This window comes from Natronorubrum halalkaliphilum (assembly GCF_009834785.1).
Taxonomy (GTDB): domain Archaea; phylum Halobacteriota; class Halobacteria; order Halobacteriales; family Natrialbaceae; genus Natronorubrum; species Natronorubrum halalkaliphilum.
The window spans coordinates 25403-48345 of the sequence record NZ_WUYX01000027.1; the positions used below are offsets into that span (position 1 = coordinate 25403).

At 63.1% G+C, this 22943-nt stretch carries 20 protein-coding genes; 14 read left to right on the forward strand and 6 right to left on the reverse strand.

Going from position 1 to position 22943, the window contains the following annotated elements; translation table 11 throughout:
* The 4 genes from GS429_RS07920 to GS429_RS07935 form a co-directional block, all read right to left on the reverse strand.
* Positions 1-2402: MEDS domain-containing protein (locus GS429_RS07920; protein ID WP_160064667.1), on the reverse strand; the 2402-nt coding region annotated here is incomplete at its 3' end.
* A gap of 268 nt (positions 2403-2670) precedes the next feature.
* Positions 2671-3621 carry a phytoene/squalene synthase family protein gene (locus GS429_RS07925; RefSeq protein ID WP_160064343.1) on the reverse strand — a complete coding sequence of 317 codons (951 nt, stop codon included), beginning with the start codon at positions 3619-3621 and terminating at the stop codon, positions 2671-2673.
* A 64-nt stretch (positions 3622-3685) separates the two neighbouring features.
* Entirely contained in the window at positions 3686-5359 is a 1674-nt protein-coding gene (locus GS429_RS07930; protein ID WP_160064345.1) for a bacterio-opsin activator domain-containing protein, read from the reverse strand.
* Between the two features lie 111 nt (positions 5360-5470).
* Complete coding sequence (locus GS429_RS07935) at positions 5471-6748, reverse strand: ornithine cyclodeaminase, nickel-pincer nucleotide-dependent (RefSeq protein ID WP_160064347.1); 1278 nt, start codon at positions 6746-6748, stop codon at positions 5471-5473.
* Between the two features lie 335 nt (positions 6749-7083).
* Between GS429_RS07935 and GS429_RS07940 the strand changes: the two genes are divergently transcribed.
* From GS429_RS07940 to GS429_RS07980, 10 genes are all read left to right on the forward strand, one after another.
* Complete coding sequence (locus GS429_RS07940; protein WP_328821298.1) at positions 7084-7659, forward strand: HTH domain-containing protein; 576 nt, start codon at positions 7084-7086, stop codon at positions 7657-7659.
* Positions 7660-8095: 436 nt separating this feature from the next.
* Entirely contained in the window at positions 8096-9790 is a 1695-nt protein-coding gene (locus GS429_RS07945) for a histidine kinase N-terminal 7TM domain-containing protein (RefSeq protein WP_160064349.1), read from the forward strand.
* A 314-nt stretch (positions 9791-10104) separates the two neighbouring features.
* Positions 10105-10266 carry a hypothetical protein gene (locus GS429_RS21795; protein ID WP_201293985.1) on the forward strand — a complete coding sequence of 54 codons (162 nt, stop codon included), beginning with the start codon at positions 10105-10107 and terminating at the stop codon, positions 10264-10266.
* Positions 10267-10317: 51 nt separating this feature from the next.
* A complete protein-coding gene (gene msrB / locus GS429_RS07950; protein ID WP_160064351.1) occupies positions 10318-10749 on the forward strand; it encodes a peptide-methionine (R)-S-oxide reductase MsrB in 432 nt (143 codons plus the stop codon).
* Between the two features lie 64 nt (positions 10750-10813).
* Complete coding sequence (locus GS429_RS07955) at positions 10814-11020, forward strand: DUF2196 domain-containing protein (protein WP_160064353.1); 207 nt, start codon at positions 10814-10816, stop codon at positions 11018-11020.
* Positions 11021-11148: 128 nt separating this feature from the next.
* Positions 11149-12000 carry a YihY/virulence factor BrkB family protein gene (locus GS429_RS07960; RefSeq protein WP_160064355.1) on the forward strand — a complete coding sequence of 284 codons (852 nt, stop codon included), beginning with the start codon at positions 11149-11151 and terminating at the stop codon, positions 11998-12000.
* A gap of 130 nt (positions 12001-12130) precedes the next feature.
* Entirely contained in the window at positions 12131-15133 is a 3003-nt protein-coding gene (locus GS429_RS07965) for a bacterio-opsin activator domain-containing protein (protein WP_160064357.1), read from the forward strand.
* Positions 15134-15242: 109 nt separating this feature from the next.
* Complete coding sequence (locus tag GS429_RS07970) at positions 15243-15383, forward strand: rubrerythrin-like domain-containing protein (RefSeq protein ID WP_160064359.1); 141 nt, start codon at positions 15243-15245, stop codon at positions 15381-15383.
* Between the two features lies 1 nt (position 15384).
* Complete coding sequence (gene gdhB / locus GS429_RS07975; protein WP_160064361.1) at positions 15385-16686, forward strand: glutamate dehydrogenase GdhB; 1302 nt, start codon at positions 15385-15387, stop codon at positions 16684-16686.
* 86 nt (positions 16687-16772) lie between these two features.
* Positions 16773-17525 (forward strand): TraB domain-containing protein, encoded by a 753-nt coding sequence (locus tag GS429_RS07980; protein WP_160064363.1) that lies wholly within the window; start codon positions 16773-16775, stop codon positions 17523-17525.
* Positions 17526-17607: 82 nt separating this feature from the next.
* On the opposite strand, the gene GS429_RS07985 is transcribed toward GS429_RS07980, so the two are convergent.
* Entirely contained in the window at positions 17608-18231 is a 624-nt protein-coding gene (locus tag GS429_RS07985) for a phosphoribosyltransferase (RefSeq protein ID WP_160064365.1), read from the reverse strand.
* A 143-nt stretch (positions 18232-18374) separates the two neighbouring features.
* On the opposite strand from GS429_RS07985, the gene GS429_RS07990 reads away from it, so the two are divergent.
* The 3 genes from GS429_RS07990 (at position 18375) to GS429_RS08000 (ending at position 20390) form a co-directional block, all read left to right on the forward strand.
* Complete coding sequence (locus tag GS429_RS07990; RefSeq protein ID WP_160064367.1) at positions 18375-19151, forward strand: NAD(P)H-hydrate dehydratase; 777 nt, start codon at positions 18375-18377, stop codon at positions 19149-19151.
* Between the two features lie 105 nt (positions 19152-19256).
* Positions 19257-19940: a class I SAM-dependent methyltransferase gene (locus tag GS429_RS07995; RefSeq protein ID WP_160064369.1), complete on the forward strand. Its 684-nt coding sequence runs from the start codon at positions 19257-19259 to the stop codon at positions 19938-19940.
* A 162-nt stretch (positions 19941-20102) separates the two neighbouring features.
* Complete coding sequence (locus GS429_RS08000) at positions 20103-20390, forward strand: hypothetical protein (protein ID WP_160064371.1); 288 nt, start codon at positions 20103-20105, stop codon at positions 20388-20390.
* 183 nt (positions 20391-20573) lie between these two features.
* Here GS429_RS08000 and GS429_RS08005 read toward each other — a convergent pair whose 3' ends face one another.
* Positions 20574-21410, reverse strand: a complete 837-nt coding sequence (locus tag GS429_RS08005; protein ID WP_160064373.1) for a lipoate--protein ligase family protein — start codon at positions 21408-21410, stop codon at positions 20574-20576.
* 592 nt (positions 21411-22002) lie between these two features.
* Here GS429_RS08005 and GS429_RS08010 point away from each other — a divergent pair.
* A complete protein-coding gene (locus tag GS429_RS08010; protein WP_160064375.1) occupies positions 22003-22911 on the forward strand; it encodes a serine/threonine-protein kinase RIO2 in 909 nt (302 codons plus the stop codon).
* The last annotated feature ends 32 nt before the right edge of the window (positions 22912-22943 follow it).

Here is a 22943-nt window from a genome sequence, read left to right on the forward strand (position 1 = left end):
GCCGCAACGGGGAGCGTCAACGAGAACGTCGCCCCCTCGCCCGGTTCGCTTTCGACCCAGATCTCGCCGCCGTGGCGCTCGACGATCCGCTCACAGAGCGCGAGCCCGATCCCGGTCCCGTCGTACTCCTCGCGGCTGTGGAGCCGATCGAAGACCGTGAACACGCGGTCTTGATCCTCGGGATCGATCCCGATACCGTCGTCGCGGACCGAAATCACCCACTCCCGGCCCCGCTTCGTCGCGTCGACGTAAACCCGGGGTGGTTCGTCGCCGCTGTAGGTGATCGCGTTCGAGAGCAAGTTCTGGAACACCTGCCGCAACTGACTGGCGTCACCCTGAATGCGGGGGAGCTCCGCGACCGTGATTTCGGCCTCGCTCTCGTCGATCTGGAGCTGTAGATCCGCCAGCACGTCCTCGAAGACCGTCTCGAGTTCCATCGGCTCGAACGGATCGCCTCGGGTTTCGACTCTGGAGTACTCCAGCAGGCCGTCGATCATCTCGCGCATCCGATCGGCGCCGTCGACGGCGTATGCGAGGAACTCCTCGCCGTCCGAATCGAGGGTGTCGTCGTACCGATCCTCCAGCAGTTTGAGGTAGCTCGTGACCATTCGCAGCGGTTCCTGGAGGTCGTGGGAGGCCGCGTAGGCGAACTGCTCTAACCGCTCGTTCGACGCCTCGAGCGCTCGTTCGCGCTGTTCTCGCTCGAGTTCGTACGTGACCCACTGAGACATCAGGTGATGGAAGGTTCGTTCGGCGTCCGAGAACTCCCGGTCTCGCGAGTCCGACGAGACGAAAAAGAACGTCCGATCGGGCTCGTTCTCGAGTTCGATTCGCGTGCCCAGATACGTTTCGACGCCGAACTCCTCGTAGGCGACGCTGTTCCCGAACCCGTCGCGTTCGGGTGCAGTGATGCCGGCCGTCGGCTCGCCGTCGACGACCGACCGACAGTACGTCTCCGAGAGCGGGGCCTGTGCACCGGGCGCGAGGTGTTCGTGGTCGTCGCTTACGGCCTCCACTTCGAACGAGTCGGTCGCCGGATCGATCCGGGCCAGGCCACCCAGTTCGAGATCGAGCCGCTCACAGCCCAGGTCGAACATCGCCTGTAGCTTTTCCTCGAACGATCGATCGGGGTCTGCTGCGATCGTATACAGCGTTTGCTGGTGGTGTTCCTGTTTGTCCTGCTCGAGCTGATAGGTAACCCATTGGCCCATCAGGCGGTGGAACGTCCGTTCTTCGTCCGTGAACGGCTCGTCCCGTTGTTCTGACGAGACGAAGAAGAACGTCCGATCGGTTCCGCCGTCGATCTCCATGTAGGTGCCGAGATACGTTCGTATCCCGTACTCGCTGTAGATGGTGATATCGTCGTACCCGTCCTTTCGAGGATCGGAAACGCTTTCGGTCGCCTTGATCTCGGTGGCAGCAGTGCAGTAGGTCTCCGAGAGCGGGAGCTCGACACCGGGCGTAAAATGATCGTGGTCGTCGCTGACGTACTCGATTTCGAACCAGTCCTCGTCGGGATCGACGCGCGCCATCGCGCCGAGTTCGAGACCGAACCGTTCACAACCCAGTTCGAAGAGGTCGTCCAGTTTCTCTTCGAAGGAACTGTCGGGATCGCCCGTGATTTCGTTCTGCCGCTGGAGATGCTCGCGGTGTTCTTGCAGTTCGGTACGGGCTTCGGTGCGGTCCAGCAGCGTCCCCATCATCCGGTCGATTTCGCGGTCCGGCTGGTCGGGACCGAAGAACTCCTCGGGCGGCGTGTAGTAGAAGTTCTGGCAAACCGTGTTGTCGTAGACCAGATGCGGGTGGGTCTTAATGATATCTCGAAGGATCTCCGCGGAGAACTGCTCGCGGTTGTACTGACAGAGCGCGATTCCGTTCGCGTTCGGGAGGAGTTGGTTGAGTTTGCCCTCGTACTCGATGAGTTCCTCGAGGGGCGGATCGTCGCCGAACACCCACGTCATCTCGCCGGTAATTCGGAGTCCCTCGTACTCCGCCGCCGCCTCGTCGATGATATCCGCGAGGAACGCGATCATGTCGTCGGGGTCGAAATCCCCGTTACGGAGGTAAGAATCCTGTGCGGTGTACATGACGAGCGCACCGGACTCGAGCGCCTCGTCCACGTCGACGTCTCCGTCTCGCAGCGCCTCGAGTATCTCTTCCGTATCGTTTTCGTCGGCGATATAGACGCATCGCTCCCCGCGTTCGAGCCCCTTTCTGATGTACGGAATCGCCGTCGCGAACTGTTCGGCCTGACTCTCGTAGATGAGCGCGAGGTGGTCGTAGGATTCGTGGTCGGCTACTCCTTCGACGGGGCCGGGAAACTCAGAACTCGTCCGAAGCGCTTCGAGGCCGGTTTCGAGCCCGAGCACGTCCGCTTCGGTGGGGTGTATCAGTTGACTCATAGGGTTTTCGAGAGGGCAGTCGGCGGCTCTCCGGATCGGAGCCGCGGTATAACTCGAAATAAATCGGTGTAAATTGCACCCGGAAAGCCGTCACGGCGACGGTGTACCCGCAGCCGGCTGCCCCTTCGTCGGTATCCCGTAAGATCGGATACAGAGGGATAAAGACGCCGGTCGAATACCGGTCAGAAGCCGCGACATAGCGTCTCAGTGCATTTTCGCCGGGTCGAGATGTATCATCGACGCTGATATGGATCTCGGTCGATTCACGCTACTGCGTCGGCACGCGGCCGCCGTGACCGGGACCGAGATGATCCGTCTCGAGCGCGGGAACGGCGGAGACGCGCTGGAAGACGGCTTCGGGGTCGCGGTTCCAGTGCCAGTGCCAGCGGGTCTTCGCGAGACACCACAGTTTCCGCGTCGGCGAGAGCGACGGCTCCCGGGTTAACACGTCGTACTCTTGGTCGCGAATGACGGTGTGGTGTTCCGCGTAGAGAACGGCTGCGAGCAGAACGGGCAGCTGGCAGTCCTTTGGCAGGTACCGAATCCCGGCGACGCCCTCCCGGTAGAGCGCTTCCGTTCGCTTGAGTTCCGAAGCCATAGCCGTCGCGAACGACTCCGAGTACTCGAGGCGTTCGATCTGTTCGGCCGAGACGCCGTGTGCGCGGAGCGTCTTCCGCGGCAGGTAGATCCGATCGCGCTCGAGAACGTCTTCGCGAACGTCGCGAAGGAAGTTCGTCATCTGGAAGGCCTCCCCGAGTTTGACCGCGTGCGGAAGCGCCGCCTCCCGATCGTCGGGATCCATGATCGCGGTCATCATCACGCCGACCGCGGCCGCCGAGCCGCGCATGTAGGTCTCGAGATCCGAGTACGTCTCGTAGCGGGAGGTGTCGATATCGGACTGCATGGCGTCGACGAACGAGTCGATTTCGGCGTCGGCGATATCGTACTCTCGACGGAGTTCGTCGAACGCCTCGAGGACCGGCCCGTCGGGTTCGGTTTCGCCGAGGGCCCGTGCGCGAAGCGCCTCGAGTTCGGCCCGCTGTTCGTCGGGAGGAACACCGTCGGCATCGTCGACGACCTCGTCGGCGATCCGGAAGAACGCGTAGAGGACGTGTGTCGCGTGGCGAACGCGTTCCGGGAGGAATTTGGTCGCGAGATAGAACGTCTTACCGGTTCGCTTCTGGATGGCCTTGCCTGCGTCGATGTGTTCCTGTTGCATTCTCTTTCTCGTACCCTGTACCGATGGGGGGATGTTACGAATACGACAAGTGCGTATAAAATAGCTATCCCTTACTAGGCGGGTCCCCGTCGAATAATTCGTCGAGAAGTTTCCGCTCTGCGGTCCGGAGGTGCTGGTGGAACGTCGATCGAGAGATATCCATCGACTCGGCGAGATCGTCGCCGGAGACGTTGCGCGGCCACTCGAAGTAGTCGGCGTAGTAGGCCTTCCGGAGCGCCGTGAGTTGGCGATCGGTGAGCGTCGACTCCAGTTGCGCCGCGATATCCTGTCGGGTTCGCATCGGCTGTTCGGTCTCGTGATAGCTGAGCAGTTCGACGACGTCGTATCGCTCCTCGAGGAGGTTGTACACCGACCGTGCGGACTGGCCGTTCGGAAGGTCGACGGTGAGATCGACGGTAGCGTCGGTGAGCGCCGATCGGCGATCGGCTTCCGCCCCTCCGACGCCGGCGTCGAACCGGCGAATCGCGCCCCCGTGCTCGGAGAGCGCGGTCAAAACATCGTCTGCGACGGCGACCTCGAGGAGCGTCCCCTCGTCGTACGTCGACAGGATCGTGGTCTCCGTCACCCCGTCGAGATCGTCCGTCGACGGACCGTCCTCGACGACGCGATCGGCGTGGAAAAACGCGAGCGGCGTGCCGTCGCTGCGGTGTGTCAGCCCTCTGTACGTCAGCGTCGCCTCGAGTTCGGCCGCCAGCGCGGCGACGAACAGCGACGAGTCCTGGATCGCCACCTCGAGTTCGACGACGCCGTCGGCCGTGAGCATCCGTCTGGCCTCGATCGCGTTCATCGCGGTCGCGATCGTTCCGGCGAGCGACTCGAGGACAGTCAGTTCCCGGTCGGTAAAGGCGTCCGCCGTCTCCGCGAACAGGATGAGCACGCCGTACGTAACGTCGCCGTAGACCAGCGGCAACGCCGCAACGGACCGGAACGTCTCGGAAGCGTCCGTCGGCAACCAGTCGTCGGCCTGATCGGACGTGTCGAGGTCCTGTACGACCTGTGGCTCGCCCGTCTCGAGTGTGTGAGCGACGGGGTGGCTATCGTCCGAGTCGAGCACGATATCGTTATCGTCGTTCTCGAGGGGCAGACCACCGCCACTGGCCCACTCTACTGACGAGAGTCGGCGGGTGGTAACGTCGGCCCGGCCGATACCGGCGAGGACGTAAGGCTCGGTCTCGGCGAGACGCGCACAAACGCGCCGTTCGATCTCGTCGCGCGTCGTCGCGCTGACGACGGCGTCGGTAACGTCCCGGATGAGACCGTCGATCCGATCGAGGACGTGCTCGAGTGCGCGGTGTTCCTCGCGAAGTTCCGCGGCGGTTTCCTCCACGGCGATTTCGGCTACCTTTCGCTCCGTGATCTCGAGGTGGATGACGGAGACGCGAACCTCGCCGTCGACGGTGAACCGACTCGCTCGCATCAGGAACCACTGCTTTCGCTCGGGCGAGTGACACGGGTACTCCATCGCAAACGTCTCCTGCTCGTCCGCGATGACGGCCTCGATGCCCTCGATAGCGCGGCTGGCGTGTTCGTCGTCGTCTTCGTCCATCTCGGCGGTCGCGATGTAGTTGACGCCGAGGTGGTCTTCGCGGTGGTCGTCCGGGCCGAACTCGCGCCACGACCGGTTGGTCAATAAGATTTCGCCGTCGCCGTCGAGTACGGCGACGGTAATCGGAAGCGTCTCGAGCGTTGCCTCCGCGAGTGCGGTCCCGGTTGCCATCGGCTACTGCTTCGCGCTTGAGCCTCATAACGAAACTGGCATCCTCTCGTCGATGGTATCACGATCAGTCCCGGTGACTCGCGCGGACTTCGGGAACAGCGATCGCGAAGCCTACTCCTCGAGTAACTCCTCGGCCAACATCGGAATGAACGTCCCGATGTCGGTGACCATGCCGATGGCCTGTGCACTGCCGCGATCGAGCAACTGGGTGACCGTGGCGGGGTTGATGTCGACGCAGACAGTCTTGGTGGTCGAGGGCAGGCAGTTCCCGACGGCGACGGAGTGCAACAGCGTCGAGAGCATCAGGACGAGGTCGGCCTCCTGGGCCTGCTCGCGGATCGCGCTCTGGGCCTCGATCGAGTCGGTGATCGTGTCCGGCAGCGGGCCGTCGTCGCGGATCGAGCCCGCCAGCACGTAGGGAACGTCGTTTTCAACGCATTCGTACATCACGCCCTCATCGACGATCCCCTCGTCGACGGCCGCCGGAATCCCGCCGACGCGAACGATCTCGCTGATCGTGTAGATGTGGTGTTTGTGGCCCTTCCGAGGGTGCTCGAGGCTCTCCGTATCGACGCCCAGCGAGGTGCCGTAGAGGTCTCGCTCGAGGTCGTGGACGGCGAACCCATTGCCGGCGCTCAGCCCGTCAATGTAGCCCGTACGGACGAGGTCCGCGAGCGCGTCCCGCCCGCCGGAGTGGACGATCGCCGGTCCGCAGACGACGAGCACGTTGCCGTCGTTCTCGCGAACCTCGCGCATCTCGTCGGCGATTTCCTCGATCAGCGACGCCGAGGGTCGCTCGCTCGAGACGCCGCCCTGCATGAACCCGAAGGAGCCGCCGCCGTTTCGCGGCCGTTCGGGCGGTTCGACTCTGATCCCGGTTTCGCCGGTGACGACGAGGTCGCCCTTCTCGACGGCGTTGAGGACCTTCGTGTACACACGGGTGCTGTCACCGTCCTCGTTCTCGTCGGCGTCGCCGACTCGCTGCGGGTCCTCCTGACCCGCTCGTTCGACGATCAGCGCACAGTCCATCTCCACGTCCTCGACCTCGACGTACTCGCCGTCGACGCGGACGTAGGTCGGGTGATTCGTCGTCGAGTAGAAGTCCACGGGCACGACCCCGTCTTCGGGTGCCGCCTCCAGCGTCGCGTCGCGAGGATCGGCGACGGTCGCTCCCTGCTGGTTGAGTTCGTGCAGGATCGCCCGCAGTTCCTCCTCGGTGTCTGCCATCACCCGCATCCGACAGTAGGTCTCGGCGTGCTTGTGGCGACCGACCTCGAACTCCTCGACTTCGAACTCGCCGCCCATGTCCATCACGACCCCGAAACACATGCCCATCGTCCCCGAGTCGATAATGTGGCCCTCGAGTTCGACGGTTCGCGAAACTGTCATTGGTCACCGATTGGCGACCGGGGACCGTGAATGTGTGCGTTCTGGACCCCGTCGATTTCGTTCGTGCGTTGTGGCTGCTATCGAGACTGTCGACCGCTCGATCATCAACGATCCACAGCTTGAAATCGGCGACGCCGACCATCGGTGACCCGTATCTCGCAACCGGTGACTACGATCACTCGCCACCGTAACCAATTGCCGTTCCTCATTCATCGCCCCGACGTCTCGACGACCGACAATCCGCCACAGAACGCTTGAGAAGACTGTTCAGTGGGAACGATGGTTGCGTCAACACTTTTGTACACGTCCGTCGACAGCCTCGACGGAGATCAGGCGTGTCGGAACACACTACTACACCGAAGACGGTCGAGCTATGGATCCGCTCGTTCGCACCCGCGAGCGCAGGCCCAACCCAAGAACGCGCCCTCGAGCGCCTCGACGACCTCGAGTCGAACGCGCAAATCGAGTCGGTCGAGGTCGGCGTCTGGGGGAAAGAAGTCGAACGAACGGACCGCACAACGCGAATTCCACAGCTACAACGGATCGAAACCCGACTCGAGGCGTTCGAGTCGTGGGCGGCTCGCACCGGACGACGACTTGAGCCGTTCTTCCGGAACACGCACATCGAATCGTCGATTACCGGCGAGTGTCACGACGTCTGGCGGCTGCCGACGGTCGCGCTCGCGGAGTTCGACGAAAACGACGACCTCCTCCACGTCGCGCCGTGTCATCACGGCGAGGGGACGACCGACGTTTCGGACCGTATCGACGCGCTCGTCGGCGATTCCGAGGAAACAACGTTCACCGTCGATGAGGAGGACCAGCCCGATGATGTAGCTGACCGTCCCTCGAATCGGATGACGAATTTTAGTCGGGTCTCGATCGAACCGTCGCCGTCCCGTTCCGATTGACGGTCGCGGCCGTGAGTTCGTCGTCGAATTGCCGCGACGACCGGTACTCGCGATACAGTTTCAGCAAAGACAAGGTCGTATCTAACACGGACAACTCGTAACCGGTCCTGCTTATCGAACCGCAGCGATCCTATCGGAGTCGATAGATATTCTTCGCGGCGCGCAAGATACGAAACGCCTAGCCAGCGGATACGAGGAAATGGTTATAAGCGATAGAGACGTGAAGTCGCTCGTCGAAAGTAGCGCTGTGTCAAAATGGGAAAGACTCCGTCTCAAAATTGAGGAGGTCCGAAACTCGACCCGGCGGGTCGACCTTTTCGATCACATCATTCAGTCAGGATAGAGTCGATGTTGGTAAAATATCCTCATTTCGCGGTCGGTTATAAGACAATCGTAGCATGTACTATTATATTGTAGTATCCATATCTCCAAACGAATGGGTCAGCTCGCTCAGTCGATGGTGCTTTTGATGTTCATCTCTGTTGTTCCCATCATCGGCGTTGCGGGCTACGCACTTCGTAATCGGAACAAACCCGGTGCTCGTGGTTTTTTGCTCTGTTTGATCGGCATGATCGGTTGGTCCATAATGCTTATTTTCGTGACGTGGCCGTCTCCGGTACTGCCGGTGCATCTCAATCTCGGGGGACGATTCTTTTTCCAGTTAATCGTCGCGTTCGGATGGGCGCTTCTCGTGTGGGAGTATATTCAGCGTGACAGCATTCGTCTCTCCCCATTCTTGATCGCGGTGACCATGATCGTCCCCGCGGTTACACTTGCGCTGGCGGTGACCAATCCGGCACATCATCTCGTCATCCTTCCTGAAACGCCGGACAATCCTGTTGGAATCAGCGAGTTCGTCCTCGGACCGTGGTATTTTGTCCACGTCTGTTTTGCTATCCTTCTGGTGATGTTACCGGTCGGGTTGTTGCTCGCAGATTTCCGAGGGGCACACGGTCAACATCGCAATCAGATTCTGCTGTTGCTTGCTGGATGGGTCGTCGGTGTCCCGGGCGCGTTACAGACGCATCTGCTTCGAAACATTGAGACGATTCCGCTATACGTCGACTTGACGCCAGTCACCTTTCTTATCACGTCGCTTCTATGGGGACTCGCCCTGTATCGGTATCAGTTGTTCAGTCTCGTCCCCGTGAGTCGCCAGACGATTATCGAAACGATGTCTGACCCGGTCGTGAGTGTCGACAGCAGCGGGATAGTTGTCGACGCGAACCCCCCGGCACAGCAGCTGTTAGGGACCGGCGGCGACATAGTTGGGAGGCCGTTCGACGATATTTGTGAACGGTTTCCCGCACTGTCCACCCACCAGACGGGTCTTCAACACCAGACCGAACTAACGTTCGGAACGGAGGATGGGGAACGTCACTTTCTCCTCGACGTGCGCCAAATCAAACTCGGTAGCTTGACGAACGGATCGGTGCTCGTCTTTCGAGAGGTTACCGAACTTCGTGAACGCGAACGGGAACTCGAGCTACTGAAAGAAATTTTTTCTCGGGTGTTCAGACACAATATCCGGAATCGCCTCACGACTATCGACGGATACGCGAGCGTGATCGAGAACCGAGACGAGGCCAACAAGTACGACGAGGAACTGACGCGCATCAAGAAAGACAGCGCTCAACTGCTTGCACACAGTGAGAAGGCAACCGAGCTGAGTAAGCTGATCGATTCTGCATCCGAACTGGAGCAATTTGATCTGGCGGAACTCGTTGGTGAGTACACCCAGGCGATTGACGCAGACGAGTCGGCAACGGTGACGACCGATCTCGAAGACGGCGTGCTCGTGCAGTGTCACCCGCTCGTCGGCGAGGCAGTGGGTGAGCTGTTTGACAACGCACTCAGACACCACGACAGAGAGAACATTCAGCTCCGGGTGTGCATCGAAGCCAACGAAAAACACGGCATCTTGTGGGTCGAAGACGACGGCCCGGGTATCGAATTAGGTGAAATAAAGCCTTTGAACAGTCGCTCAGAAACGACTCTCACACACGGCTCTGGCGTGGGTCTCTGGTTAGTCGATATGGCCGCCCTCAAATCCGGCGGCTCGTTCAGCCTGACCGATTCCCCCGAACTTGGCGGAACGCGGGCCGAACTCAAGTTCCCGCTTACGACGTAAGAACGGACGCTCTGGATCTCGCACTCCGTTTTTTCAAACCCCAGAAATACGAAGATGCCCATCACACGGGGATCCCCCGCACCGTCCAGCGTGATCCTCTCGAGTGAAAGTGAAACGGAAAACACTCCTCCCCCTCCCTACGGGTGGGTCGTCGACCCGTTCGCTCTCTGCGGTCGATCGGGGTTGGTACACCCTCCCTTGCCTGTACTGGCCGTGAAATCGGTAGCCATCCGACTCGGGACACCGATCGGCATTCGTGACTGTCAGGAACGACGTGAACAACACCTATGAGATAGGCTAACACACAAACTACTATGGTGAGCGAATCAGTCAGCCTCGGCCAATCGCGGTGTCGCAACTGCGGATTCGAAGCCCCCGGCGGCGACGACGCCTGGCTCCGGATCGACGTCCCGAAACTGGGCCGCATGACCCAGTGCCCCGACTGCAACAGCACGGACGTGATCACCAGTCGATAGCATCGGTTGCCCGCAGACAGACTCTTGGGGCTCTCCGCTCTAGTACGGCGTATGGAACACGAAGCGGACGATCAGGTTCACGAAGACGATTCCGACAGCGAACTGCCCTCGAGCGACAGCGAGTGGCGGTCGGAACTGAGCGACGAGGAGTATCGGATCCTGCGCGAGGCCGGAACCGAACCGCCGTTCAGCGGCGAGTACGTCGACCACAAGGACGACGGCAGCTACGTCTGTGCCGGCTGTGGCGCCGAACTGTTCGACTCCGAGACGAAGTTCGATTCCGGCTGTGGCTGGCCCAGTTTCTACGACGTCGACGACGGCCGCGTCGAGACGCGACAGGACAACAGCCACGGTATGCAGCGGACCGAAGTCGTGTGCGAAAACTGCGGCGGCCACCTCGGCCACGTCTTCGAGGACGGCCCCGAACCGACGGGCCAACGCTACTGTATCAATTCGGCGGCACTGGATTTCGACGACGAATAGCATCGAAACGACCGACGCGAGTGCAGGCACCACCCTTTTCGACGCAACCGACTCACCATCGCCCATGTCCAACGAACGACCATCCGCCGAAGAACTGCGACAGGGAGTCACTGTCGAAATCGTCCAGGGCGATCAGGACGTCCAGTCCGAAGATCAGGAGCCGCTCGTTGGCGAGGTCGCGACGATCTACGGCGACGAACCCGAGGGGCCGCAGGTCGAACTGAAAAACGGCGTCGTCGGTCACGTCCAGTCGGTCGTCCGCGACGAATAACGCACTCGCACGGTCCGATCGAACCGATACGACGCTCCGTTCTTTTCGCCGCGAATCGCCGGATGCCGTCTCCGTCACCTGCTGCGTGCCGGCCAAAGCGATTTCCGACCCGTCGTCGATATCCGGACATGGCCGAGAGCCGCCTCTCGCTCGTTCGTGACGTCGCCGCGGTCGCTCGCGAGCGCCAGATCAGCGTCAAGTCCGCGGGCCTGGCCTACCACGGCTTCAACACGCTCGTCCCCCTGGTCATCCTCGCGCTCGTCGGTATCACGCTCGTCGACGCCCTCGAGCCGCTGGTGGCCGCCCTCGAGTCGGCGACCGGCCTCGAGGGGATGGTGACCGACGGCGGACTCGAGGAGTTGGCCGGGAACGGTGCGGATCGAATGCGGGCCGCCTTGCTGGCATTGATCATCCTTCTGTGGAGTGCGGTTCGCCTTTTTCAGGCGGTTAATAGTGCGTTTACGGACGTCTACGGCTCGCGAAAGAAGGAGTCGTACGTCAACACGGCCGCGACGGTGACGCTCGTCACGGCCGTCGATGTCGTGCTCGTGACGGCGACGGTCGCAGTCGGCGTCGCACTGGTCAGCGTGGTCGGAATCAGCCTCTCGGTGCTGGTCGGTGGCGTCTGGGCCACGGCCGCCAGCGCGGTTCTCCTCGCCGGCCTCCTGCTGGCCGTCTTCATTCCGATGTACTACCTCTTTCCCCAGCCGGACGTCTCGGTCGGGGAGGTACTCCCCGGAACGGCGTTCGCTGCGCTCTCCTGGACCGTACTGGCCGTCGGCTTTCGCATCTACGTCGCGACGTCCGAAAGCATCGCCCTGTTCGGAATCGCCGGCGCCGTCCTCATCATCCTCACCTGGGTCTATCTCGGCGGCCTCTGTCTCCTGCTGGGTGCGGTGTTGAACGCCGTCCTCGCGGGCCGCGTCGATCCCGAGGACGGCTGGGTACCGATGCGCGAGGTCTGGAAGAAGTACGCCTGACAAACGGTTTCGGCGTTCTTCGCCTCCGGTGGACGCGCTCGAATCCGGCCCGCGACGGGCTCATAGAGGGGACTCCAGAAAGCGAGGAAAAGCGATGCTTTCTATCACTGTGGGCTCATAGAGGGGACGAATGGTTTCCGAACGGACCGACGACGAAACCCGTCTCCTCGTCGTCGCCCCCGACGAGTTGCGGCCGACCGTGGAGGGGACGCTTCGCTCGAGTCTTCGCGAGACCGTCGGCGACGAACCGGTTACGGTGTCGACTGCAGCCGAAGCCCTCGAGACCCTCGCGGACCGTCGATTCGACTGCGTACTAACGCCTCACCGACTGCCGGACGCGGACCTGACCGGCCTCGATCTTCTCGAGCGGATTCGCGAGCGCGAGTCGGAGTGCCCCGTGGTGCTCGCGCCGGGCGAGGACGGCGACGAGTCGCTCGCAGGCGAGGCCGTCGCCGCGGGCGTGACGGAGTACGTTCCCGGAGCGCGGAGCGACGATTCGCTTACAGCAGCGCTCGAGCGCGCGATCGAGACGGGACGAGACCGTCGAGACCGCCGAGAACGCCGAGAACGGGCCCGCCAGTTCAGCGCGATTTTCGACGATCCGGAGACCTACTCGTGGGTGGCTACGCCCGACGGCCGCATCCGGCGGACCAACGAAACCGCCCGCGAGTCGATCGCTGCGGGCGAATCGGAGATCCGCGATCACCCGCTCTCGGAGCTGTCGTGGTGGAGTCAGTTCGAAGACGGCGAGTCGGTGATCCGAGACGCGATCGATCGGGCGGCGGACGGCAACGTCGCCCACAGGGAGTTGGTGCGGGGGCAGACCGACGGCGACGACGAAAGCGCGACCGAACCGCGGACGCTCGAGGTGACGATCCGGCCGGTTCGTAACGAGTCCGGTGCCGTCGTCTCCCTGCTCGCCCAGGCGACCGACGTCACCGAACGGGCTCGACTCGAGGCGGAGCTCCGCGAATCCGAGGCGCTCCACCGGGTGACGCTCAACAACATGACCGACACGGTCCTCATCACGGACGACGACGGGGCGTTCACCTACGTCTGTCCGAACGTCAACTTCATCTTCGGCTACAGCGACGACGAGATCCACGAGATGGGGACGATCGAGGACCTGCTCGGTCCGGGGCTCTTCGACCGCGAGGAACTCGCGGAAGACGGCGTGCTGACCAACATCGAATGTACGGCGACGGACAAGGCGGGGCGGGAACACACGCTGTTAGTCAACGTCCGGGAGGTCTCGATTCAGGGCGGTACGACGCTCTACAGCTGCCGGGACATCACGAAGCGGAAACGTCGGGAAGAGGCGTTGACGGCGCTCCACCAGACCGCTCGGGAGCTGCTGTACGCCGAGACCGATCGCGAGATAGCAAACGCTGTCGTCGAGGACGCGACAGACGTTCTCGACCTCGAGGCGACCGCGGCCTACCTGTTCGACACCGACGAAAACGTACTGCAGCCGGCCGCCCGCTCGTCGGGTCTGGCCGAACTCCACGGGCCGCTGTCGCCCCAGCGGGCCGGTACGAGGAGCATTCCGGGTGACGTCTTCGTCGAGCGGGAGAGTCGGTTCTTCGCGAACGTCCGCGATTCGCCGAGGCTCTCGAACCCGACGACTGGGCTCCGGAGCGCCGCGTTCGTTCCGCTGGGAGACCACGGCGTCTTCCTGGCGGGCTCAGCGGACGAAGACGCGTTCGACGAGGTCGCTCGAGAACTGACCGACCTGCTTGCGGCCACGGCCGAAGCAGCCCTCGACCGCGTCGAACGCGAACGGACGCTCCGCGAACGGGATCGCGAACTCAAGCGCCGAAACCGCCAGCTTACTCGGCTCAATCGGATCAACGAGATTATCCGCGAAATCGATCAGGCGCTGGTTCAGGCCGAGACACGCGAGGAGATCGAGCGCGCGGTCTGCGAGCGACTCACGACCGCCGACCGGTTTTCTTTCGCCTGGATCGGCTCGGCCGACACCGGCGGCGAACGCCTCGAATCTCGGGCTCACGGCGGAGCGGATCGGGGACAGGACTACCTCGACGGCGTCTCGCTCTCGCTCGAGGGCCCGGCGACGGAGCCGGCGGTCAGGACGGCGATCGACCGCGAGGTGACCGTCGTTCCCAACGTCGTCGACGGGCTTCACGATCGCGAGCAGTCCTGGCGCAAGGAGGCGCTGACGCGCGAGTACCAGTCAATCATCAGCGTTCCGCTCTCCTACGACGAGTTTACCTACGGCGTGTTGGCCGTCTACGCCGACCGCCCCGAGGCGTTCGACGAGGTCACCCGGACCGTCCTCGAGGAACTCGGTGAGACCATCGCCTCCGCGATCGCTGCCGTCGAGCGCAAGAGTGCGCTCCTCTCGGACGCGAGTACGCGACTCGAGTTCGACGTGCGAGACGAGAACTTCGTCTTTACCCGGCTCGCCCGGCGAGCCGACTGCGCCGTCTCGTTCGACGGTGGCGTTCGCCAGCACGAGGACGGGGCGTCGGTGTTCGCCACGGTCGAGGGAGCGTCGCCCTCGGACATCGCGACGGCCGCTGCGGATCTCGTCACCGTCGAGGACGTGCAGGTCATCCGCGGCGAGGAGGGCGAAAGCGATGGTGATGATGAAGGGAACGACGACGTGGATGGAAACGCAGACGGCGACGACGGCGAGGCGAGCACCACCGGCGGAACGGTACTGTTGGAGCTCTCGCGACCGTTTCTCGCGCTTCGGCTGGCCGACCACGGGGTCATCCTGCGCAGCGTCGAAGCGACGCCGGAGGGGGCGGACGTCGTCGTCGACGTGCCGCGCAGCGTCGACGCCAGAGGGAGCGCAGACGTCGTCTCGACGACCTTCTCGGACGTCGAGCTTCGGTCGAAGCGAAGCGTCGATCGGACCACGCCCCGGGACCTCCGTTCGGAGCTTCTCGACCGCCTCACCGACCGCCAGCTCGAGGTCGTCCAACTGGCCTACTACGGCGGCTACTTCGAGTCGCCCCGGGAGCGGTCGGGCGAAGAGGTCGCGGAGACGCTCGGCATCTCGGCCGCCGCTTTCTACCGGCACAACCGGACGGTACAGCGAAAACTCCTCTCGCTGCTGTTCGACGAGCTCGGTGTTCCGGCAAATACGACCCCGATGGTTGAATAATGAACCCCTCCCGTTCTGCGGGGGTGACTATCTAGCGAATACCTTCAACCTAATATCCCTATTATTCCTAAATGCACTGAGCGCCGCGATCCCCGATACTGATACTACCATGAAAGACGTCCAACTCGATCCCGACGAAGAATCGACCTACGAGTGCTTCGGTTGCGGGACTGTCGTACGCGCGGCGGCCCCCGGCGCGTGTCCGGACTGCGGAGCGAATATGCGAAACCGCCAGACACCGATCGAATAACATGGCTTCGTCTCACCGGTCAGCACCCACGACGGAGCAACGGGAATCGGCGGACTCGGAGCCCGAAAGCGCACTCGAGACCGCGCGACGACAACTCAGCCGCGCTGCGACCCATATCGATATCGACGACGCTGCGCTCGAGCGACTCAAACATCCGGCGAAAGTCCACGAGGTCTCCGTCCCGCTCGAACGCGATGACGGCACGGTCGAGGTTTTTACGGGATACAGAGCCCAACACGACAGCGTCCGCGGACCCTACAAGGGCGGACTCCGCTATCATCCCGAGGTCACGCGCGACGAGTGCGTCGGCCTGTCGATGTGGATGACCTGGAAGTGCGCCGTGATGGACCTCCCCTTCGGCGGCGCGAAAGGGGGTATCGTCGTCGATCCGAAGTCACTGACTGACGACGAGAAAGAGCGACTCACCCGCCGGTTTACCCAGGAGATCCGCGACGCGATCGGTCCGACCAAAGACATCCCCGCGCCCGACATGGGTACCGATCCGGCGACGATGGCCTGGATCATGGACGCCTACAGCATGCAGGAAGGCGAGACCATCCCCGGCGTCGTCACCGGCAAACCGCCCGTCGTCGGCGGCAGCTACGGCCGCGAGGAAGCCCCTGGCCGAAGCGTTGCCATCATCACGCGCGAGACCTGCGATTACTACGATTACCCGCTTTCCGAGACGACCGTCGCCGTGCAGGGATTCGGCAGCGTCGGCGCTAACGCGGCCCGCCTGCTCGAGGAGTGGGGTGCCACCGTCGTCGCGATCAGCGACGTCAACGGCGCGGTCTACGATCCCGACGGGATCGACGTCGCTTCGGTCCCCTCCCACGACACCGAACCCGAAGCGGTGACCCAGAACGCCGGCGGGACGCAGCTCTCGAACGCAGAGTTGCTCGAACTCGATGTCGACGTCCTCGTGCCGGCCGCGGTCGGCAACGTCATCACCGAAGACAACGCGGACGCCATTGCGGCTGACATCGTGGTCGAGGGGGCGAACGGCCCGACGACGTTCGCCGGCGATGCGATCCTCGATGAACGCGGCATCCACGTCATTCCGGATATTCTCGCTAACGCCGGCGGCGTGACCGTGAGCTACTTCGAGTGGCTCCAGGATATCAACCGCCGAAAGTGGAGCCTCGAGCGCGTCCACGGGGAACTCGAGACCGAGATGACCGAGGCCTGGTCGGCCCTGCGAGACGAGGTCGAAGAACGGAACGTAAGCTGGCGCGACGCGGCCTACATCGTCGCGCTGTCGCGAGTCGGCGAGGCCCACGAGGCTCGCGGCCTGTGGCCCTGATCGGCCGTCGTTCGGTTCCGTTTTTCCGCTTCCGAAGCTAGCGCAGGCCACCGTTTGAAGACCGTCGAGCCCGAATCTCGGGGAGAATGTCCGCCCAGGGATCCATCACCTTCGTTCCGAGCGTGCACTTCTCGCCGACACACCGCCGTCGCGTCCGGCGGACGATTCGCGAGGAGGAGCCGGATATCGTCGCCGTCGAATTGGACGAGCGCCGGTACGACCGTATCGAGAAACACGGCAGACAGAGTCCCGCAGAACTGCTTCGGGAGCTGCCGCCAGCGACGGCAGCCGCCTACACCGTCCTGCGGACGATTCAGCGGACGGTCGTCCGGTTGTACGGGCTCGACCCCAGCCAAACCGACATGGAGGTGGCCGTCGAGACTGCGGCCGAACTGAACGTCGACATCGCGCTCATCGACGATCCGATCGCGGAGACCGTCAACGCGCTCGCATCCCGCGTCGGCCCCGAACTGATCCCGAAACTGTTCGCCCGCGCCCAGCGGATGGGGCCCGAGCAGCAGGCCGCCCAATTCGAGCTCATGACGCTCCCGTTCGAAGACGTCACCAGCGGCGAGGACGTCCAGCCGGTCATCGAACAGATGCGGTCGCTCCTTCCGGAACTCACCGACGTGATGATCGATCGCCGCGACCGAGCCATGGCCGCGCGACTCCACGCGCTCCGCGCTGCGGGCCACGACGTCGTCGCGGTCATCGGCGCGGGCCACCACCTCGGTATTCAGCGGACGCTCGACGACCTCGAGTCCCGTCCCGCCGACGAAACCGTCGACGTGCCGATCCGATCGTCGTCCCGGAGCGTCACTCGCATTCCGATCGACTGACGAGGTCCACGAAGGCCGTTCGATCGACTGAATCGGAACCCTCCTCGGCCCCGTCTCCGGGTAGCACTCGACCGCCTGTCGGTCACCGCTCTAAGTACTCGATCGCCTCGTCGTCGGTTACCTGCCCGAACGCCCGGTAGAACTGGCCGACCGCACGGAACGACTGTGGCGTTCGAAGGGCGATGACCTCGTCCGCTTCCGACTCGAGGTCGTCGATACCGCGTGGCGAGCCGACCGGAACGGCGAGCGCGACGAACGTCCCGCCGCCCGCCTGGACCTGCCGGAGACAGGCTCTCGCGGTTGCGCCAGTCGCGACGCCGTCGTCGACGACCACCACGCGCTTGCCGTCGAGATCCGGCAGGCCCGGCGTCTCTCGGTATCTATCGGCCTTCTCGCTGGCGTTTTCGGCTTCGTCCTCCCGGACCGCCTCGAGGTAGTCATCCTCGACGTCGAGCCGATCGATCAATGCCTCGTTGTACCAGGCACTGCCGTCGCTGGCGACCGCGCCGAGGGCCAGTTCGGGGTTCTCCGGCGCGCCCATCTTCCGGGCGACGACGACGTCGAGGTCGGCGTCCAGCGCGTCGGCGACCGGGCGTGCGACGGGTAAGGCACCGCGAGGAATCCCGAGGACGAGGTCGGCCTCGAAATCCCGTCGCTCGAGTTCGGCAGCGAGCCGTTCGCCGGCGTCGGTTCTGTCGTCGAACATGGGTCTCGAACGAACTACGACGGCCAGGCCCTATGTCTTGTCGTGGCAGACGATGGGTGTGGGATGCCGGTCGGTACGGACGTCGAAAACCTCCCGGGACACGCCTGCCGAACGCCTACTTGTCGCCGTTCGGGATAGGGGATATGGGACGCCTTCAGCGGACGCTCTCGAATATTTCGGAGGAAACCGGCACCGACAACGGCCGCGTCGGCATCGTCGCCGGCGCGATCGAGTATCCGAACCAGCCCGCACTCGTCGGCCGGTCGTCGCTCCGGACCGGCTCGGATCACGTTCGGGCGTTCGTGGCCGATCCGATCTACGAAATCGTCGCGAGCCACGAACCGAACTTGCTCGTAGACCGCTACGCGGGCGAACAGTTCGAGGAGAGCGCCGTCGAACGCACCCGCGAGATGAGCGAGTGGGCCGACGCCCTCGTGATCGGTCCCGGACTCGTCGACGCCGATGAAGACGCCGTGCGCGAGGCGATCGATACCGTCGAGATCCCCACCGTCGTCGACGCGCTCGCAATCGAACCGGCGCTCGAGGCCGACCTCTCGAACGCGGTGCTCACGCCGAGCAGCAAGGAGGACGATGCGATTCAGGAGAAATACGGCTCCCTCGAAACCTTCACGACGGAAACGGATGCGGTCATTACGTTGACCGGTGACGTCGACGAAATCGTCGCCGACGGCGAGCGGGAACTGAACGAGACGGGAACGTCGGCGCTGACGGTCGCCGGAACGGGCGATACGATGGCCGGAATCATCGCGTCGCTGCTCGGTCAGGGGATGGAGCGCTACGAAGCGGCCGAACTGGGTGCGTGGATCCTCGGCAAGAGCGGCGAACTGGCGACGGCCGAGTACGGCCCGGGCGTTCTCGCGACCGACGTGATCGACTGCATCCCGAATACGATCCGGTAGCAGTCGCCGTCGCAGCGCCGTTCGTCAACCGTGACACGAGGGCGACGCCGAGTCGATATCGCCGGGGAAACCGGTATCAATCGCGTTCCCGTCACTGCCTAGCACATGCCCGCCTCGACCGGCGACTCCGCCCGAAATCGGCACGGCCACGAGCACGACGTCGACCATCCTATCTTCGCCGCGCTTTACGATCTACTCCCGCAATCGTTCCTGTTCGCACCCCATCGCGAGTATCTCACACGCGCGCTCTCGGGACGCGTTCTCGAACTCGGCTGTGGTACCGGCGACATGTTCCCATTTGTCGTCGACGGGGCCGGCGAGGACCTCGAGTATCACGCTATCGAGCCGGATCCGAACATGCGCAAACGGGCCGCACGAACCGCTCGAGAGACTGGTCTCGAGGTCGATATCCGAGACGCTCGCGCCGAGTCGTTGCCCTATCCCGACGACAGCTTCGACGTCGTCGTCGCCGGAATCGTCTTCTGTACCGTTCAGGATCCCGACGCCGCGCTCGAGGAAGTCGTCCGAGTGTTGAAGCCGGACGGCGAGTTTCGGTTTCTCGAGCACGTTCACGCGGACGGGTGGCGCGGGACCGGACAGGATCTGCTCAACCCCCTCTGGAAGCGTACGGCGGGCGGGTGTCAGCTCACGCGGGAGACGGTTCCGCGGTTCGTCGGCCACGAGGCGCTGGCGGTCGACGAAATCGACCGACTCGACTTCGGAATCTTCCCGGCGACGCCGTTCGTTCGCGGCACGTTGCGGCGGCGTCGAGACGGAATGCTTGAATAACGCGACTAACTCGAATAACCCGTATCGCACGGATACCGCTGATCTCGAGTCCGCTTCTCCCCGGTCCGTCCTCTCGAGCCGAGACTGACGATCGCGGTCCCACGCCCACACCCGGAGTCTGCAGGTGGAACCGTTTCCCGCACGTCCCTTCAAAGGGGATATATGTCCGAACCGGATCGAGAGCCAACGGAGAAGCCCACAACCTCGAAGCAGGAGGCCGAGGAGGAGGGGCAGTGGATGGCCCGCAACTGGATCGGGATCGCCGTCGTCTCGATACTGTCGCTCCTGTTGCTCGTCGTCGCGATGATGCAGTTCACCGGCGTCATGGACGTCTTCGCACCGATCGCGGAGACCGAAACTCAGCAGTGGGGCGTCTTCTTCGCCCTCGCGGTCGCCCTGATTATCCTCGCCGGCTGGAGCTGGAAGGCGATTGCGGACAGCGACCGGTAGGCTGACCGACGGCGTCGGAGCGTTCAGACGACGGACGACGGACGACCGACAACCAACCATCGATCGCTTCGGATCGTGGGCGACTCGAGAAACCGATCTCGCTTTCACCGTTTTCATCGAACGTACCGATCGGTAACAGCGCTCGTAACACGCCTGTATTCGCCTCCCCTGCCGTCTTCGGGACTACTGTCCGCTCGCCTCGAGCACTTCTCGGTCCCGGACCCACGCATCGGTACCGAACTTCCGGTCCGCGAGGTCGCTGGCGGCCTCGAGTTCCCCGTCTCGCCACGCCGCTTCCTCGGCGTCACACCACTCACCTAACGCCGTTGCGAGCGCGTCGACGGCCTCTGTACGGTCGATTCCGACTTCCTCGCGGATGCTCGTCACCCGGTCGGTGAACGTCTCTCGTTCGAGGTTCGCGTCGAACACGCCGACGTGGTGGGCCGGCTCGAGATCGTAGCTTATCGAGCCGTGCTGGATGACGACGTCGCGCTGGCGATACTGGGCGTTGCCGCTGATCTTCTTCGCGTCCTCGCCGGCGCTCGCGGGTGCGACGACGTCGTGGGCCGGATTGATATCGCGCAGGTAGCAGGAGGGCTGGTAGATCGAGGACTGTTCGACGCTCGCGAAGTCAGCGTCGACGCCCATCCGGCGGAGTCCCTCGAGGATCGGCTGACAGAACAGTTCGTAGCAGTCCATCAGATTGCCGGGGACTTCCTCGGCCGGCGCGACGATCGAATACGAAATGTCGGCGTACCGATCGTGATAGATCCCGCCGCCGCCGGTCTGTCGTCTCGTGACGTCGATCCCCTCTCGGTCGCAGTAGTCCCAGTCGACCGTCTCGGCGTCCTGTCGATACCCCAGCGAGAGCGTGCTCGGCTCCCACGAGTAGACGCGGACGGTTCGCAGGTCGTCCTCGAGAGCCGTCCGTGCGGCTATTTCTTCGATGGCCATCTGTGTCGCCCCGTCGCGGGGGTCGTCCCGAATCAGCCGCCATTCGCGGTCGGCGAGGTCGCTCATACCCGTTCGATCGCCGGCCACTGTGTTAGGGATTGCGACGGCGGGCTATACGTGGTGACCGCGATTTCGGGTGGCCGTTGTTGGGACTGCTGCCGTTTGTTCGGGTGGGGCCGCAACGGGCCCTGAGATGCATCGGCACATCGGTCCCAGATCATCCGTGGACCGAGAGTCGCGAGGATCGGATCGGTTCGATCGACGATGAGCGTCGGGAAGCAGTCGACTATCGACTGAGGTGGGGGAGCGGGCACCAACGTATTACGAACGCGAGCGGGGAACACCTTCGATCCCCGCGTCCGAGAAACCGAAACTCGCCGAAAGCAGCGTCGAGTGGGCGCCACTTACAGCGATCCCGGACCCAATCGAATCGATCCGAAGGCGGTATCGGTCTGATTGTAGGGTATCTCGAGTGACAGAATCGGGATTCACTATCGCAACATATGATTTACTCGTGACGCGATTGGCGCTTGTAGTCTCCGGAGCATCACTGGCTACGGCAGTTGAAACGATAGAAACCGTCGGTTTCCGGTTTCGGACTGCACTGGCTGCACTCGCACGTCACGACGTTTTTACGTACACACCGGCTATCCCGCCTATGGTTCGGAACGTTGCCGGTCTTCTGCCGGAACTCGAGGAAGAAGACTTCTATCTCCTCTCGGGTGTCGAACAGGGGATGCGGTTCTCGGAGTGGGTCCAGCGGGAGAAACTCCCGAAGTTCTCCAGTCTCACCGAAGAGGAGGTCGACTACCGACTCGAGCGCTGTCTCAAGCGCGGGTTGGTCGAGAAGAAGACGATCCAGTACGAGGGGTACACCCTCCAGTTCGAGGGGTACGATATCCTCGCCCTGCGAGCCCTCGTCGAGCAGGACACGATCAGCGAGTTCGGCTCGCCGCTTGGCGTCGGCAAGGAGAGCGACGTCTACGAGGTTCGTTCCTACAAACCGCTCGCGCTGAAGTACCACCGCGAAGGCTACACGAACTTCCGGGAGGTCCACAAGGAACGCGATTACACCTCGGACAACGACCACGTCTCCTGGATGTACACCGCACGGAAAGCCGCCGAACGGGAACACGGGATCCTCGAGGAGCTCTACCCGGACGTTTCGGTACCGCGCCCGATCGGACAGAACCGCCACGCTATCGTCATGGAAAAGATGGACGGCGTCGAACTGTCCCAGACGAGACTCGAGGACGAACAGATACTGGGCGTCCTCGACCTGCTCGTTTCCGAGATCGCACGCGCGTACGAACACGGGTACGTCCACGCGGACATGAGCGAGTACAACGTCTTCGTCAGCGAAGACGGAATCAAGATTTTCGACTGGCCCCAGGCCGTTCCGACGGATCACGAGAACGCGAGCGAGTTCCTCCGACGTGATCTGACGAACATCATCGGCTACTTCCGTCGCAAGTACCCCCAGCACATCCCGGACGACATCGAGAGCGACGACGTTGCGGAGTCGATCGCCGCGAATTCCTTCGAGACCGTGACCGATACCGTATAGAAACGGGTCGGCAGTCAAAATTTGTGGTCGGT

Excerpts from the sequence above, each read along its gene's own strand:
- GS429_RS07925 (WP_160064343.1), bottom strand. The coding sequence starts at position 3,621 with ATGCAACAGGAACACATCGACGCAGGCAAGGCCATCCAGAAGCGAACC.
- GS429_RS07930 (WP_160064345.1), bottom strand. The coding sequence starts at position 5,359 with ATGGCAACCGGGACCGCACTCGCGGAGGCAACGCTCGAGACGCTTCCG.
- GS429_RS07935 (WP_160064347.1), bottom strand. The coding sequence starts at position 6,748 with ATGACAGTTTCGCGAACCGTCGAACTCGAGGGCCACATTATCGACTCG.
- GS429_RS07945 (WP_160064349.1), top strand. The coding sequence starts at position 8,096 with ATGGGTCAGCTCGCTCAGTCGATGGTGCTTTTGATGTTCATCTCTGTT.
- GS429_RS21795 (WP_201293985.1), top strand. The coding sequence starts at position 10,105 with ATGGTGAGCGAATCAGTCAGCCTCGGCCAATCGCGGTGTCGCAACTGC.
- msrB (WP_160064351.1), top strand. The coding sequence starts at position 10,318 with ATGGAACACGAAGCGGACGATCAGGTTCACGAAGACGATTCCGACAGC.
- GS429_RS07955 (WP_160064353.1), top strand. The coding sequence starts at position 10,814 with ATGTCCAACGAACGACCATCCGCCGAAGAACTGCGACAGGGAGTCACT.
- GS429_RS07960 (WP_160064355.1), top strand. The coding sequence starts at position 11,149 with ATGGCCGAGAGCCGCCTCTCGCTCGTTCGTGACGTCGCCGCGGTCGCT.
- GS429_RS07965 (WP_160064357.1), top strand. The coding sequence starts at position 12,131 with ATGGTTTCCGAACGGACCGACGACGAAACCCGTCTCCTCGTCGTCGCC.
- GS429_RS07970 (WP_160064359.1), top strand. The coding sequence starts at position 15,243 with ATGAAAGACGTCCAACTCGATCCCGACGAAGAATCGACCTACGAGTGC.
- gdhB (WP_160064361.1), top strand. The coding sequence starts at position 15,385 with ATGGCTTCGTCTCACCGGTCAGCACCCACGACGGAGCAACGGGAATCG.
- GS429_RS07980 (WP_160064363.1), top strand. The coding sequence starts at position 16,773 with ATGTCCGCCCAGGGATCCATCACCTTCGTTCCGAGCGTGCACTTCTCG.
- GS429_RS07985 (WP_160064365.1), bottom strand. The coding sequence starts at position 18,231 with ATGTTCGACGACAGAACCGACGCCGGCGAACGGCTCGCTGCCGAACTC.
- GS429_RS07990 (WP_160064367.1), top strand. The coding sequence starts at position 18,375 with ATGGGACGCCTTCAGCGGACGCTCTCGAATATTTCGGAGGAAACCGGC.
- GS429_RS07995 (WP_160064369.1), top strand. The coding sequence starts at position 19,257 with ATGCCCGCCTCGACCGGCGACTCCGCCCGAAATCGGCACGGCCACGAG.
- GS429_RS08000 (WP_160064371.1), top strand. The coding sequence starts at position 20,103 with ATGTCCGAACCGGATCGAGAGCCAACGGAGAAGCCCACAACCTCGAAG.
- GS429_RS08005 (WP_160064373.1), bottom strand. The coding sequence starts at position 21,410 with ATGAGCGACCTCGCCGACCGCGAATGGCGGCTGATTCGGGACGACCCC.
- GS429_RS08010 (WP_160064375.1), top strand. The coding sequence starts at position 22,003 with ATGGTTCGGAACGTTGCCGGTCTTCTGCCGGAACTCGAGGAAGAAGAC.